General features: G+C 59.9%; 14 protein-coding genes. 6 read left to right on the plus strand and 8 right to left on the minus strand.

Annotated elements, in window-relative coordinates; translation table 11 throughout:
• The 6 genes from ASD58_RS18570 to rpsB form a co-directional block, all read right to left on the minus strand.
• On the minus strand, positions 1–837 hold the full coding sequence (locus tag ASD58_RS18570; protein ID WP_057262708.1) for a phosphatidate cytidylyltransferase: 837 nt from the start codon (positions 835–837) through the stop codon (positions 1–3).
• Positions 838–852: 15 nt separating this feature from the next.
• Entirely contained in the window at positions 853–1,602 is a 750-nt protein-coding gene (gene uppS / locus ASD58_RS18575; RefSeq protein WP_057262709.1) for a polyprenyl diphosphate synthase, read from the minus strand.
• Between the two features lie 65 nt (positions 1,603–1,667).
• Complete coding sequence (frr, locus tag ASD58_RS18580) at positions 1,668–2,228, minus strand: ribosome recycling factor (protein WP_057262710.1); 561 nt, start codon at positions 2,226–2,228, stop codon at positions 1,668–1,670.
• Between the two features lie 33 nt (positions 2,229–2,261).
• Positions 2,262–2,978, minus strand: a complete 717-nt coding sequence (gene pyrH / locus ASD58_RS18585; RefSeq protein ID WP_057262711.1) for a UMP kinase — start codon at positions 2,976–2,978, stop codon at positions 2,262–2,264.
• A gap of 164 nt (positions 2,979–3,142) precedes the next feature.
• Complete coding sequence (gene tsf / locus ASD58_RS18590; protein WP_057262712.1) at positions 3,143–4,057, minus strand: translation elongation factor Ts; 915 nt, start codon at positions 4,055–4,057, stop codon at positions 3,143–3,145.
• 145 nt (positions 4,058–4,202) lie between these two features.
• Positions 4,203–4,955, minus strand: coding sequence for a 30S ribosomal protein S2 (gene rpsB / locus ASD58_RS18595; RefSeq protein ID WP_057262713.1), 753 nt, complete (start codon positions 4,953–4,955; stop codon positions 4,203–4,205).
• Positions 4,956–5,223: 268 nt separating this feature from the next.
• On the opposite strand from rpsB, the gene ASD58_RS18600 reads away from it, so the two are divergent.
• The 5 genes from ASD58_RS18600 to ASD58_RS18620 all read left to right on the plus strand — a co-directional run bounded on the left by ASD58_RS18600 (position 5,224) and on the right by ASD58_RS18620 (position 8,618).
• Positions 5,224–6,276, plus strand: a complete 1,053-nt coding sequence (locus ASD58_RS18600; protein WP_057262714.1) for a DUF2235 domain-containing protein — start codon at positions 5,224–5,226, stop codon at positions 6,274–6,276.
• A 106-nt stretch (positions 6,277–6,382) separates the two neighbouring features.
• Entirely contained in the window at positions 6,383–7,096 is a 714-nt protein-coding gene (locus tag ASD58_RS18605; protein WP_057262715.1) for a hypothetical protein, read from the plus strand.
• Positions 7,097–7,178: 82 nt separating this feature from the next.
• Positions 7,179–7,613, plus strand: a complete 435-nt coding sequence (locus ASD58_RS18610; protein ID WP_057262716.1) for an SRPBCC family protein — start codon at positions 7,179–7,181, stop codon at positions 7,611–7,613.
• 10 nt (positions 7,614–7,623) lie between these two features.
• Positions 7,624–7,824, plus strand: coding sequence for a DUF4287 domain-containing protein (locus ASD58_RS18615; protein ID WP_057262717.1), 201 nt, complete (start codon positions 7,624–7,626; stop codon positions 7,822–7,824).
• Between the two features lie 62 nt (positions 7,825–7,886).
• The gene (locus ASD58_RS18620; protein ID WP_057262718.1) at positions 7,887–8,618 is read left to right on the plus strand and encodes a hypothetical protein; all 732 of its coding nucleotides are present in this window, start codon (positions 7,887–7,889) and stop codon (positions 8,616–8,618) included.
• A gap of 5 nt (positions 8,619–8,623) precedes the next feature.
• Here ASD58_RS18620 and ASD58_RS18625 read toward each other — a convergent pair whose 3' ends face one another.
• Together ASD58_RS18625 and ASD58_RS18630 are read right to left on the minus strand one after the other, a co-directional pair.
• Entirely contained in the window at positions 8,624–10,516 is a 1,893-nt protein-coding gene (locus ASD58_RS18625) for a M6 family metalloprotease domain-containing protein (protein ID WP_057262719.1), read from the minus strand.
• A gap of 115 nt (positions 10,517–10,631) precedes the next feature.
• Complete coding sequence (locus tag ASD58_RS18630) at positions 10,632–13,049, minus strand: phosphocholine-specific phospholipase C (protein ID WP_057262720.1); 2,418 nt, start codon at positions 13,047–13,049, stop codon at positions 10,632–10,634.
• Between the two features lie 222 nt (positions 13,050–13,271).
• Between ASD58_RS18630 and map the strand changes: the two genes are divergently transcribed.
• Entirely contained in the window at positions 13,272–14,090 is an 819-nt protein-coding gene (map, locus tag ASD58_RS18635; RefSeq protein WP_057262721.1) for a type I methionyl aminopeptidase, read from the plus strand.
• The last annotated feature ends 7 nt before the right edge of the window (positions 14,091–14,097 follow it).

Here is a 14,097-nt window from a genome sequence, read left to right on the forward strand (position 1 = left end):
TTAGAACAGCCTGGGGGTGATCAACGCAGCAATCGGCAGCACCGGCACCAGCGCGTCGATACGGTCAAGCACGCCGCCGTGGCCGGGCAGCAGGTTGCTGCTGTCCTTCATGCCGGAGCGGCGCTTGAGCATGGATTCAAACAGGTCGCCGACGATGGAGGCTGCGACGATCAGCACCAGCACTGCCAGCATGATGCCCCACCCCATGCGGCCGGCCAGGCGCACCGCGAAGGTATCCTGCAACAGCGGCACTGATGGCGCCAGCAGCACGGTAACGCCGGCCAGCAGCAGCACCGCAAGCAGGCCACCTACCGCGCCTTCCCAGGATTTGCCCGGCGAGATGGTCGGCGCCAGCTTGTGCTTGCCGAACGCCTTGCCGGAGAAATAGGCAAAAATATCGGCCGCCCACACTACCGCCATCACCGACAGCAGGTAGACCGGACCGCGCGCGAACAGCAGCAGGATGGCGACGAAGCAGGCCACCAGGGTCACCGCATACACCATGCTCAGCATGGTATTGCCCATGCCTTCAGCCGGCGGCAGGCCCAGTTTCAGGGCCGGCGCAAAGCGGATCAGCCAGATGGCGGCGCCAATCGCCAGCCAGAAGCTGGCCTGGCCGAGGCCGTCGTTGAAGAAGAAGGTGTAGACAAAGGCTGCCGTCCAGGCCGCCGCCACGACAATCGCGGCGCGGTTCTTGAACAGGCGGAAGGCTTCCCACACGGCGGCGGCAAAGAACACGGCCACCACCACGTTCACCGCTGGCTGGTAGCCGGAGAACAGGACGGGCAACAGTACCGCCAGCAGCAGGACGGCGGTAATCACGCGGGTTTTCAGCATTGTTATTAGCTCTTATTAGCTTTTCTTTGCCAGCTGGTCGCCAGTGCGGCCAAAGCGGCGTTCGCGGCCCTGGTAGGAGGCAATCGCCTCATCCAGGCGTTCGGCATTGAAGTCGGGCCAGTAAGTGTCGGTGAAGTGCAATTCCGTATAGGCCAGCTGCCACAGCAGGAAATTGGAGATGCGCTCTTCACCGCCGGTGCGGATGAACAGGTCCGGCTCCGGGGCATAAGCCATCGACAGGTACGGCGCCAATTGCTCTTCCGAGAAATCGGTCGTGCCCGGATGCTCGGCCACCATCTTGCCGATTGCCTGCATGATATCCCAGCGTCCGCCATAGTTGGCGCACACGGTGACGGTCATGCGGGTGTTGTTGGCGGTCTTGCGCTCGGCATTGGCGATCATGTCCTGCAGCTTCTGGTCGAAGCGCGACAGGTCCCCCACCACCTTCAGGCGAATGTTGTTCGCATGCATCTTCGACACCTCGCGCTCCAGGGCGGTAACGAAGAGTCTCATCAGCAGCGAGACTTCCTCCTCCGGCCGGCGCCAGTTCTCCGAGCTGAAGGCGAAGACGGTCAGGTACTCGATGCCGCGCTCGGCGCAGGCTTCCACCACGGTGCGTACCGCCTCCACGCCTTTGACGTGGCCCGCCACGCGCGGCAGGAAGCGCTTGGTTGCCCAGCGCCCGTTGCCGTCCATGATGATCGCCAGGTGCCGCGGCACGTTCGGCGCATCAGGAACTGCGGTTGTCGAACTCGAATATTTCATAGGTGTGTAAACTAAAAATCCGGGGAGGCAGGGGCAATGCCCCCATCCTCCCCGGTTTCGGGACCTTAGACGGTCAGGACTTCTTTCTCTTTTTCGGCGACGGTCTTGTCGATGTCGGCGATGAACTTGTCGGTCAGCTTCTGCACTTCATCGGCTGCGCGGCGTTCTTCGTCTTCCGAAATGGCCTTGTCCTTCACCAGCTTCTTCAAGCCTTCGTTGGCATCGCGGCGGATGTTGCGCACGGCGACTTTGGCGTCTTCGCCTTCGCCCTTGCACAGCTTGACCATTTCCTTGCGGCGCTCTTCATTCAGCGGCGGGGTCGGCACACGGATCATGTCGCCCTGCGAGGCTGGGTTCAGGCCCAGGTCCGAATCACGGATCGCTTTTTCAATGACGGCGCCCATTTTCTTTTCGAACGGGGCTACGCCGATGGTGCGGGCGTCGACCAGGGTCAGGTTCGCAACCTGGTTCAGCGGGGTCGGGTTGCCATAGTAGTCCACCATCACATGGTCCAGGATGCCCACGTGGGCGCGGCCGGTACGCACTTTGGCCAGGTCGGCCTTCAGGGTTTCCAGCGATTTGACCATGCGGTCTTGAGTATTCTTTTTAATGTCAGCGATAGACATTGCTGCTCTCCTGTTGCAATTACTTGAAATATTTTAAACGTGAACCAGTGTACCCTCTTCCTCGCCCATAATCACGTTCATCAACGCGCCCGGCTTGGTAATGGAGAATACTTTGATCGGCAGTTTCTGGTCGCGGCACAGCGCAAACGCGGTGGCGTCCATGACTTGCAGGTGCTTGGCGATCGCTTCATCGAAGCTGATCTTGCGGTACATGGTGGCGTTCGGATCCTTCTTCGGATCGGCGGTGTAGATGCCGTCGACCTTGGTGGCCTTCAGCACGATCTCCGCACTTACTTCCGAGCCGCGCAGAGCCGCTGCGGTGTCGGTGGTGAAGAACGGGTTGCCGGTGCCGGCCGCGAAGATCACGACCTTGCCTTCCTCCAGGTACTGCAGCGCTTTCGGGCGCACGTAAGGCTCGACCACCTGCTCGATGCCGATCGCCGACATCACGCGCGCGGTCACGCCCACGTGCTTCATGGCGTCTGCCAGGGCCAGCGCGTTCATCACGGTGGCCAGCATGCCCATGTAGTCGGCGGTAGCACGGTCCATGCCCTGGGCGCCAGGCGCCACGCCACGGAAGATGTTGCCGCCGCCAATCACGACCGCCAGTTCAACGCCCAGCTTTGCTACCTCGGCGACGTCTGCCACCATGCGTTCGATGGTGCCGCGGTTGATGCCATACGGGTCATCGCCCATCAGGGCTTCGCCGGATAATTTCAGGAGGACGCGCTTGAAGGCTGGTTTTGACATGAGCTGGGGCTCCTTTTAAATGTTTTGTTCGGTGTGGCTTCGGCGGCAATGATAACGGAAATGCCATTGTCCACCGTTTGATTCATGATTGAAAGCCTTAAAAAAGGCTTAACAACCCTTTGCAGCAGGCTTAAAAAAACGGGCCTTTCGGCCCGTTCTCTTGATTAAGCGCCTTTGGAGGCAGCCATCTGGGCTGCGACTTCCGCCGCGAAATCGTCAACTTTCTTCTCAATGCCTTCGCCAACCACGTACATGGTGAAGCCCTTGACGGTGGTGTTGGCAGCTTTCAGCATCTGCTCGATGGACTGCTTGTCGTTCTTCACGAAAGCCTGGTTCATCAGGGACACTTCTTTCAGGTACTTGGCAACGGCGCCATCGATACGCTTGGCAACGATGTCTGCTGGCTGGGCTGGCTTGCCAGCGGCGGTAGCAGCAGCTGCGTCTTCGTCGGACTTGGCCTGGGCCACCGAACGCTCTTTAGCGATCAGGTCGGCAGGAACTTGCTCGGACGACAGGGCAACCGGTTTCATTGCGGCGATGTGCATGGCCACGTCTTTACCAACTTGCTCGTCGGCGCCGTCGAACTCGACGATAACGCCGATCTTGGTGCCGTGCAGGTAGGACGCCAGCTTGCCGGTGGTTTCGAAACGCTGGAAGCGACGGATCGACATGTTTTCGCCGATTTTGCCCACCAGGGCAGCGCGCACTTCGTCCAGGGTCTGGCCGTTGCCAGCTGGCAGGGCCAGCAGGGCAGCAACGTCGGCCGGGTTGTTTTCAGCGGCCAGCTTGGCAGCCAGGGCAGCCAGGGCCAGGAAGTCGTCGTTCTTGGCAACGAAGTCGGTCTCGGAGTTCACTTCAACCAGGGCGCCGATGTTGCCAGCGATGTGGGAAGCAACCACGCCTTCAGCGGTGATGCGTGCGGAAGCTTTGGCAGCCTTGCCGCCCAACTTAACGCGCAGCAGCTCTTCCGCTTTGTCCATGTCGCCGCCGGCTTCGGTCAGCGCTTTTTTGCATTCCATCATTGGCGCGTCGGTTTTTGCGCGCAGTTCGCCTACCATTGCTGCAGTAATTGCTGCCATGTGTTTCTCCTGTATTCGGTTTGGGATTCAGTCCGGGGCGGCGCCAAAGGCAGCCAGCTCTTCCGGGGGATTCTGTTTAAAAAAAAGGGGGAGCTGGTGGGCCACCCCTTTCTCAAGCTGAAGCTGCCTTGCGGCAGCCAGGCAATTAAGCCTGCTCGTTAACTTCCACGAACTCGTCGCCAGCCGCAGTCTTGATCGATTCCAGGACTTCGGTGGTGGCGTTAGCGCGGCCTTCCAGGATCGCGTCTGCCACGCCGCGGGCGTACAGGGTGATCGCTTTGGAGGAATCGTCGTTACCAGGGATAACGTGGGTCACGCCTTCTGGGGAGTGGTTGGTATCGACCACGCCGATCACTGGGATGCCCAGCTTAGCGGCTTCGGTGATCGCGCCTTTGTGGTAACCAACGTCAACCACGAAGATTGCGTCAGGAACACCGCCCATATCCTTGATACCGCCGATGGATTTCTGCAGCTTGTCCAGTTCGCGACGGAACAGCAGCGCTTCTTTCTTCGACAGCTTCTCGACGGAACCGTCTTCAATAGCGGCTTCCATGTCTTTCAGGCGCTTGATCGAGGTCTTGATGGTCTTGAAGTTGGTCAGCATGCCGCCCAGCCAACGCTGGTCAACAAACGGAACACCGGCGCGCTGAGCTTCAGCAGCGATGATGTCGCGAGCCTGGCGCTTGGTGCCAACCATCATGATGGTGCCACGGGAAGCGGAGATTTGACGGATGGTTTTCATCGCGTCCTGGTACATGGCCAGGGTCTTTTCCAGGTTGATGATGTGAATCTTGTTGCGGTGGCCGAAGATGAACGGAGCCATCTTTGGGTTCCAGAAACGGGTTTGGTGACCGAAGTGGACGCCGGCTTCCAGCATTTCACGCATCGTTACAGACATTATTTACTCCAGGGTTGGGTCTGGAATCCTCCCAGTGACCCTTGCGGGCACCCTTGTTGGGGGGATTCGGGTTTATAAAATAAGAAAATTTGCTGCTATTGCAAGACGCTAGGTCAGGCAACCATAGATTGTACTATTGCTTCGCCCCGTGCGGCAAGTATTCCGAGTGGCGGGACGCGGCCCCGAGTGTGATTTTTGGGGAGATTTTCGCGAATTTTCCGGCGCAGAATAGGATCATTCCTGCACAACACCGCACAGGGGTGGCGCCATGAGCAAGTTCATCGTGTTCTGCGCAGACGGGACCTGGAATGCACCTGACCAGGATGACAACGATGATGGGGTCTGGGATCCCACCAATGTCTTCAAGCTGTTTGGCAACTTGCAAGGCGTACATGATCCGATGTCAACGGGCTTGGCCAAGGAGCAGGAATCAAGTTATCACGATAGCAACGGCAAGTTGCTCCAGGTCGCGAAATACATCCATGGCGTCGGCGATTCGCGCAATAAGATCAGGCAGGTGATCGGCGGAGCATTCGGCACCGGCGTCATTTCGAGAATTGTCCGCGGATATACCTTCATTTCCCGCAACTACGAGAAAGGCGACCAGATCGTGATCGCCGGCTTCAGTCGGGGCGCCTACACCGCCCGTGCACTGGCCGGGCTGATCGCCGACCAGGGGGTACTGAACAAAGAACACACCACGGACAAGGAACAAGCCTATCGCAAAGGCGCGCAAGCCTGGTTCCGCTACCGCTCCAAGGTCGTTCCCACGAGCACGCACGGCCTGTTGGCCAGTTTTACAGAAGTCATTTCCGACTTGCCAGCCTACCTCTCAAAGAATCACCTCACCGACAGCGACTTCACGACTGTGCCATCAATCGCCGCCGTCGCCGTCTGGGATACCGTCGGCGCGATGGGCGTGCCCAGCTTCCTGGGACCGAAGTCGGACGCTTTCAAATTCGTCTCGAACGAACTATCCGACAAGGTTCTGCATGGCCTGCATGCAATTGCAGTCGACGAGCAGCGTGATGCATTCATCCCTTCGTTCTGGGCCCAAACGTCCAATGTAACCCAGATGCTGTTCCCAGGTGCTCATTCCGACGTAGGTGGAGGTTATGCCGAATGCGGACTGGCGGATGGCGCGCTGAATTGGACAATGCGCGAGCTAGAGCAAAGAATCGGCCTCTTCTTTCTCGATAATCCTGCCTTCAAATTGACACCTGATTTCAGAGCGGCCTCGCATGAACCATGGCGGGAACGATGTGGAAACTGGGGCGCGGCAACTCGACACTCCGTAACTTTGCAGAGACGCCAGGCCTGATGATCCACGACTCAGTTCATCAGCGCATGACCCTGGACAGCGTCAATCGCAATCCTGGCCCGAAGGCCGGAAAATACGTGCCGGCCAACCTGTCTGGGCTACTCAAATGAGCGCGCAACCTGACACCATCTCAGCTGACAGGGCGCGACTCGAGCGTGAGCGACTCGAATTCGAGCGCAATAAATCGTCGCGGTTGACTGCGATCGTTTCGACGGTGGCGATCGTTGTTTCGGTATTGCAAGTTGGCGTCGCCTACCTACAAAGCAAGCTTGCCACAGCACAAACCATTGAAAAGTTCATTCCTTATCTGCAGAAGCAGGAAACCCGCGACGCCGCCTTACTCACCATGCTGGCCTTCGCCGATAAAGACCTGGTTACCCACCTCGCCGAAAGCCTACGTGCCACCGCAGTGCTTGAAACTGTCCAAGCGAGCGGCAACCAGGAACAACGCGACAAAGCAACCGCCGCCTTGAGCGATCTCGAACGTTCGCGCCAAGCGCTGCTTACGCAAATCTACGCCCAGGAGAAGACTGCACGGGTCAAGGCAACCACCGAACTGGTTCGCCAATGGAACAATGACCCCAAACTGGTTCCCCAGGTCATCGACCACGCCGAAAAACAGTTGGCCGACCATAATGGCACCATCAACGCCCTGGTGGTATTGCGCGAAGCATCGCCGGAAGCGCTGCGGGCAAATGCGGCCGACCTGCTCCCCTTCCTTGCCAAAGCTGCCAATAATGGGGCTCAGAGCAGCGGCCTGGCAGCAGAGATTGTCGCGAAAGGCCGTTTGGATCCAACCAGTGCATCCCTGGAAAAATAGAATCCCTATTTGAGTCGCTTGTCGATTTCTTCAGTTCCAATTCGTCGTAGGATTGCAAACACCTCTTACGAAAGGAATCGAAATGGCTACGAACACCATCAAATTGCACCGCGTACTGCGCGCTTCCCCGGACCGAATTTACAAGGCATGGACCACTGCTGCGGCCTTCAACAAATGGCTGCCGCCGAATGGCTACCTGGGCGAAGTCCACGAAATGGATGCCCGGGTGGGCGGCAAGTACCGCATGTCGTTCATCGACATCGGCACCGGCTTCACCCATTCCTTTGGCGGCGAATACCTGGAGTTGCATCCGGGCGAGAAAATACGCTACAGCGCGGTGTTCGACGACCCGAACCTGCCGGGGCAGATGCAGACCACGATCAGCTTGCGCGCGGTCTCCTGCGGCACGGAAGTCGACATCACCCAGGAAGGCGTGCCAGCCGTGATTCCTGCCGAACAGTGCTACCTGGGCTGGCAGCAGTCGCTGGCCTTGCTGGCTTTGCTGGTTGAACAGTAAGGAGGCGGCCATGGGATCGCCCTCCTCTTATTTCCCTTCCATTGAAGCGAAGTACGGCAAGCCTATCGACCATTGGCTCAAGCTGCTCAAAGGCATGAAAGGATTGAAGCACATGGACATGGTGGCGGCGCTGAAGACCGGCCACGGCATGGGCCATGGCCACGCCAACGCCCTCGTTGCCCATTTCAAGGCGGAGGACAGCAAAGCTTGATCCGCGTCTAAGCGGTGGGTGGTGAGCGTCGCCACAATGGGGAAACGCCACGAGGTGACCTCATGAGCCTGGTTGACATCACTCCCCTACCCGCCGAAGATGAAATCATGGATCCAGCAACCAAACAGTATGTTGACTCCACCCTCGTCATTGCTGAGGGGCGCTCGGACGCAAAACTCGCGGAGTTCCGCTCCACGATTGAAGCATACACAGCGCGGGCTGACGAGCGCGAAGCTGCAGCGCGCGAGCGCGAAGTTGCGGCGCGTGAGCGTGAAGCCATTCGGGCGAAAGCGCTCGAACAGCACATGCGCGAACTTGCAATACGGGCCGATGAACGCGCCGCCGCTGCACGGGAGCGCGAAGCCCTCAGTGCAAAAGCCTTCGAGCAGCGCATGAGCGAAATTGCAGAGCGGGCCGCTGAACGCGAGGCAGCCATTGTGGAGCGCGAAAACATCTGGACAATAGCCTTTGGGCAACGCATGGATGACTTTGTGGCGGTATCCAAAGAGCGACAAAGGGCTACGGAGGCCAGATTTGATCGAATTGAGGCCTCGATCGCCAGCTTGAAAAAAATCGTCGTGGGGGCTTCCCTCAGCACCGTTCTGGGCGTGGGGGCGGTCTACGCAGCATTGGTTCAGAATTATCACGCCGCGTTCGATTCAGCTCGCTATCTTACGACGGCCGAGCGGGATGTGGCGGCGCAGCGCCAGCGTACCGAAGCGCTGCTGACCGCAGTTGATGCCCGACTGGCCGCCATGCAGAAAGCTGGCGGCCAGCAGGCACCCTCGCCATAGGCGACTTACTTCGTGACGGTCAGGGTGTAGTTGCCGGAGCCGCTGTACGAGTACACGGTGATCCGGTAGTACGCTACCGCGGCGCTATAGCTGATTGCCTCGGTCGACGTCGGGCTGGTCGACGAAGCCACCTGGACCCACGCACTGCCATTCCACTTCTCCAGCTTCAACTCAAAGTCGGCATTCGATGGGCCGGACAGATTGGCCTTGATCGTGCCGCCGTTATAGTAGAAATATGGCGATGGGTGGATGGCGGAGGCATTGGTGCCGGACAGGTAGCCGGTGTAGGTCTCGCCGCCGGCCGTACCGTCGCCTTTTACGACATCAAAGGAAATCGTCTGCGCGGCGGCGCTGATGTTGGCCAGGCCGAAGTTGGAACCGGCGCCATTCCACCAGCGCGAGTTGGTGCCGCGGCTGGCGTAGTTGTTCGGCACCGTATCGTAGAAGGCCTTGTAGATTGCGCCGTCATACAGGTCGGTCGCATCGCCGCGGTTCACGTTGTACTCCGGATCGCGGCGGCCGTCGGCGTGCTCCATCTGCACGTAAGGATGCCACTCGTCGGAGTTGTTGCCCGCCGGGTCGATGTGCCACACTGCCAGGCCGGAGCCGAGCTGGTACAGGTTCTGGTCGGACTTGTAGATCGCTTCCACGTAGAACGCTTCGTCGGTCTTGGCCGGGTTGGTCCAACGATACAGGTTATGCGAACCGGAGGTATGGCTCAGGCGACCTTTCGGTGCGCTGGCATTCAAAGCCGGGTTCAGCTCGGTGACCGTATCCCAGCCGACCTGGTAGCGGAAGAAGCCATTTGGCGGTACCGGACGATATTGGCTTTGCGCGCCAATGCTGCCGAAGCCCATGATGCAATAGCTGGCTGCCGAGCCCTCCGAACTGCCGTCATAGTCATACAGGTCCGGCCAGCCCATCACCAGGTGGCCCGTCTCGTGCGAGAAGGTGCCGATCGCCAGGCTGTTGCCCATATTGGTGATCTGGTAGTAGCCGGTGCAGACACCGTCCGCGCAGAACTGCTTGTTCAACCAGCCCATATGCGGCCACAGGCCCTTCGACCACGCACTATCCGAGCCGCCGGAATAGAAGAAGTTCAGGCCACGAATGCGCTTGTTGGCATCCACGCTCAAGGAGGCGAAATTGAAGCCCTGCTTGAATTCCAGCCAGTTCAGTGCCTCCGCGATCAGCTCTTGCGAACGCACGCCGGAATCCAGGCTGCTGTCGGCGTAATAGGCCTTGTTGTACTTGGCGCGGTAGTACACCGTTGTGGTGTTGGTGTAATCCAGCTTGCCGCCGGAGACGGACTGCCAATACCCGCGCACCGATTGCGCGTTGCCAAAGCCGGTATAAGGCATGTCGTTCAGGAAGGAATTGACCTGCGCCTGGGTGATCGTACCCGGCACATCCGGGAAGTCGATGATCACGGTCAGGCCCTTCACTTGCCCCGTCACCGGGGCCGCCAGGGACTGCGGCGCGCTGGCCGCAATACTGGCGGATTTGCGAGCGCTTTCCAGCGAGCGGTTATTCACCTTCTCGAACTTCTCCTTGGCCTTGCGGGCACGGGCTTCCGGGGTCAGGCCTTCCTGCTTCTTGGCGGTTCCACCCAGGCTGCGCACCTTGGCGTTGGTGGCCAGCACGCCGGTCGACACCAGGTCGTCCCCGGCGGCGTTCACGGTGGCATAGCAAAAGCCCTTCTTGGCGGCGTCATAGACAAGCAGCGAACCATCGTCGGTGCGCTGTTCGGCGTAGTAATCGTTACCGTCCAGGTGCACGCGCAGCTTTTCGCCACCCGGCTGCTTGAACTCATACACGCTGTCCTTGTAGGGAATACCAGCCTGCGCAAACAGGCTGGCCAACAACATCGCTGCTGCAGTTGCAACTTTCAATCGCATTTCGGTCTCTCCGTTTCTTGTTGTAAAGAAAGGAAAGTAAATCACGCACGATTGTGCAAGTCTTGATGAATTTATAAGTGCGAAGTGCGGAAATCGGCACAATCGCACACATTCATCAGGTCACCGAGAACGCCACGGGGCTGACCAGGGAGCTATAGCCGTCGTTATAAAGCAGCCACGCGGCATAACTGCCAGCCGCCAGGCCAGTCGTGGCAAACGTCGCCGTACCACTGCCAGATGTGACGTACTGCCAGGACAGCGATGCGGTAGAACCGGGCGTTACGCCAACCCGGTAAATTCCGATCCAATTCTTGCTGTTCACCTGCGCCGCCGGCACCGAGTAGGCAAAACTGATCGGCGTTCCGCGCACGACGGTGCCGGCGCTGGCCGTCAAAGTGGCTTGCGGGCCGGTCGCGGTGCGGCCCAGCACGGGGTCGGTGCGGCTTGCCAGGCCATTTTCAACGCGGCCCGCCATGCGGCGCAGGTATTGCGCGTCAAAATCACAGGTAACGGCCAGGTCATACCAGCCGTAGCTGGAGGCGACCGGCACGCTCACCGTCGCCTGCTGGCCGGCGGCCACCGTATGGCTGGTCGAAGCGCGGCCGTAAGCCTTATCACCAACGCGGAAAGTGGCCGCGCGCCCGCCTTCCAGGTTCGAGAGCACGACGTCGACCGTCATCGCCGACGGGTTCGCATTCAGCCACACCTCAGGACGGGCACCGCCAGTTGCCGTGGCCAGCGCCAGCACGCCGGCGAATTCGCGCTGGAAGCCATTCGGGCCAAGCACGTTCAGGTGATAATTCGGCGTGCTCCAATTCCAGACTTCACGCTCGATTTTCTTGCCGGCTTCGACCGTGTAGTACCAGGGGCCGTCGCTGCGGGCCTGGGAATAGACGATGAACGCGCTGCCGGCCGCTCCCAGGTTGAACATGGACAGTTCCACCTGTTTCGACGAAGCCACGCGTGCGGTGGCGGCAAAGGCGTAAGGCAAGGCGCAGGAATAGCGCGGGCTGCCGCCCTCTTGTGCCGGCAGGGTTTGCACGGCCGGCGGCTGCGGGTAAGGCTTGCCCGACACCAGTTGATAGGTGGTCGACTTGGGCACGGTTGACGGCCAGTTCGCATTCGGCGTCTTGAAATCGAAGGCGGAGGTCAAATCGCCGCATACGGCACGGCGCCACGGTGAGATATTCTCGCAGGCGATGCTGCCGCGCTGCTTGCCGAGTCCAGCCACCAGCCACTCCTCCAGGAAGCGCAGCTTGGAGGTATGGTCGAACAGTTGCGAGCAAACGCGCCCGCCCTTGCTCCATGGCGAAATCACCAGCATCGGCACGCGCGGGCCCAGGCCGACCGGCACGCCGTTGTAGTTCTCGTACTGGCCATTGTCGGCCAGCGTACTGCGGCCCATGCCGGTATTCAGCGGCGCCATATGCGATGGGATGTGGTCGAAGAAGCCGTCGTTTTCATCGTAAGTAAGCAGGAAAACAGTCTTCGACCAGACATCCGGATTGGCCACCAGCGCCGCCAGCAGGCGCGCCGTGAGATTCTCGCCGGCGTTCGGCGAGTTTGGCGAATGCTCGGTGTAATCGTTCGGCGCGACGATCCACGACACTTGCGGCAAGCGGTTGTTGCGCACGTCGTCGGCAAAGGAATTCACCAGCCAGTCGCCCTTGGTGCCGCGCGCATTGGTTTCCGTGGAGCCGGGCGCGATCACGCGGCCTTTCTGGTATAGCGGGCTGCTTTCCGACAGGCGCGTGCCGTCGGCATTGACGCGGAAATTGCGGAAATAAGCCAGGTAGTTATCGCCGTAGTTATCCCATTCCTGGTAGACCTTCCAGCTCACGCTGTTCGCTTCCAGCACTTCGGCATAGGTGCGCCAGTTCGGCGCGCTGGCCGTCACGCTCGGTGTGATGTTGTCGTACTTCGGATCGTTGTTGTAGTAGCCGGCGGAGTCGATGTTGTACAAGCTGCCCATTGCGCCCAACCAGTTCTGGTTGCTGCCGGTCAGCGAATACATGCGATTCGGGTCGGTCGCGCCGAAGATCGAGCAATGGTAGTCGTCGCAGATAGTGAAGGCGTCGGCCAGCGCGTAGTAGAACGGCAGGTCGCCACGGTCGAAGTAGCCCATGCTCTGTGCCGTTTTCTGCTTGACCCAGGCGTCCCAGCCCTGCCAGGTGGTTTGCGAGCCTTTCCAGCTATGGTTGGTGCCCAGCGACAGCGCGCTGGTATTCCTGGCGTCGAAATGGAACGGCAGCACATAGCCGCCGGTGCCGTTGGGCTGGTACCAGACCGCCTTCCCGCCTGGCAGCGTGATGGCGCGCGGGTCGTTGAAACCGCGCACGCCGGCCAGGGTGCCGAAATAATGGTCGAAGGAGCGGTTTTCCTGCATGAAGATGACCACGTGCTGCACGTCGGCCAAGGTGCCGGTGGCGCTGTAGGCGGGAACCGCCAATGCCTGCCTGATCAGGTCGGGGAAAAAGGTGCTGGCGGCGCCGGCGGAGGCCATGCCAAGGAATTTGCGGCGGCTGGTGGACATCGAATCTCCTCATTGCTCTGGTTTAGGGTCTGGCGATGCTACGGTGCAATTGTGACAATTCCATGTCAACTGTGATCCGTGCGCCACGCCTTTGATCGATTCCCGCCACCGCCCGGTGCAAATCGGCATAGGGCCGCCGCCGGGCGCGCGCCCAGGCTGTCGTTTATAATCTTGCTGATAACGCCCCAGAGTGGCGTACCCTGTACAGAACAGCAATATCCCATGACTATCAATATCAAAACTCCCGAGGACATCGCAGGCATGCGCGAGGCCGGCCGTCTTGGCTCCGAAGTGCTCGACTACATCACCCCCTTCGTCAAGGCCGGCGTCACCACCGGTGAACTGGACCGCCTGTGCCACGAGTACATGACCAATGTGCAGGGCACCGTTCCGGCGCCGCTGAATTACTGCCCGCCGGGCTACACGCCCTACCCTAAAGCGATCTGCACCTCCGTCAACGACGTGATCTGCCACGGCATCCCGGGCGACAAGGTGCTGAAGGACGGCGACGTGGTCAACCTCGATATCACCGTCATCACCAAGGATGGCTACCACGGCGACAACAGCCGCATGTTCTTCATCGGCAAACCGTCGATCCTGGCCAAGCGCCTGTCGGACGTGACCTTCGAGTGCATGTGGCTGGGCATTGAGCAGGTGAAGCCTGGCGCGACCCTGGGCGATATCGGCCACGCGATCCAGATGCACGCCGAGAAAAACGGCTACAGCGTGGTGCGCGAATTCTGCGGCCATGGCATCGGCAAGGTGTTCCATGAAGAACCGCAGATCCTCCACTACGGCAAGCCGGGCACCGGCCCTGTGCTGGAAGCGGGCATGGTGTTCACCATCGAGCCGATGATCAACGCCGGCCGCCGCGAAATCAAGGAAATGCCCGATGGCTGGACCATCAAGACCAAGGATCGCAGCCTGTCGGCGCAATGGGAGCACACGCTGGTTGTCACTGAAACCGGCTACGAAGTATTCACCCTGTCCGCCGGCAGCCCGCCGCCGCCTGCATTTGTCACCGAAAAAGCCGCAGCCTGAATCGAAT

The sequence above is a fragment of the Duganella sp. Root1480D1 genome, from assembly GCF_001427305.1.
Classification (GTDB): Bacteria; Pseudomonadota; Gammaproteobacteria; order Burkholderiales; family Burkholderiaceae_D; genus Rugamonas.

Bases quoted from the DNA above. Each gene is read 5' to 3' on its own strand.
- ASD58_RS18570 (WP_057262708.1), bottom strand. From the start codon at position 837: ATGCTGAAAACCCGCGTGATTACCGCCGTCCTGCTGCTGGCGGTACTG.
- uppS (WP_057262709.1), bottom strand. From the start codon at position 1,602: ATGAAATATTCGAGTTCGACAACCGCAGTTCCTGATGCGCCGAACGTG.
- frr (WP_057262710.1), bottom strand. From the start codon at position 2,228: ATGTCTATCGCTGACATTAAAAAGAATACTCAAGACCGCATGGTCAAA.
- pyrH (WP_057262711.1), bottom strand. From the start codon at position 2,978: ATGTCAAAACCAGCCTTCAAGCGCGTCCTCCTGAAATTATCCGGCGAA.
- tsf (WP_057262712.1), bottom strand. From the start codon at position 4,057: ATGGCAGCAATTACTGCAGCAATGGTAGGCGAACTGCGCGCAAAAACC.
- rpsB (WP_057262713.1), bottom strand. From the start codon at position 4,955: ATGTCTGTAACGATGCGTGAAATGCTGGAAGCCGGCGTCCACTTCGGT.
- ASD58_RS18600 (WP_057262714.1), top strand. From the start codon at position 5,224: ATGAGCAAGTTCATCGTGTTCTGCGCAGACGGGACCTGGAATGCACCT.
- ASD58_RS18605 (WP_057262715.1), top strand. From the start codon at position 6,383: ATGAGCGCGCAACCTGACACCATCTCAGCTGACAGGGCGCGACTCGAG.
- ASD58_RS18610 (WP_057262716.1), top strand. From the start codon at position 7,179: ATGGCTACGAACACCATCAAATTGCACCGCGTACTGCGCGCTTCCCCG.
- ASD58_RS18615 (WP_057262717.1), top strand. From the start codon at position 7,624: ATGGGATCGCCCTCCTCTTATTTCCCTTCCATTGAAGCGAAGTACGGC.
- ASD58_RS18620 (WP_057262718.1), top strand. From the start codon at position 7,887: ATGAGCCTGGTTGACATCACTCCCCTACCCGCCGAAGATGAAATCATG.
- ASD58_RS18625 (WP_057262719.1), bottom strand. From the start codon at position 10,516: ATGCGATTGAAAGTTGCAACTGCAGCAGCGATGTTGTTGGCCAGCCTG.
- ASD58_RS18630 (WP_057262720.1), bottom strand. From the start codon at position 13,049: ATGTCCACCAGCCGCCGCAAATTCCTTGGCATGGCCTCCGCCGGCGCC.
- map (WP_057262721.1), top strand. From the start codon at position 13,272: ATGACTATCAATATCAAAACTCCCGAGGACATCGCAGGCATGCGCGAG.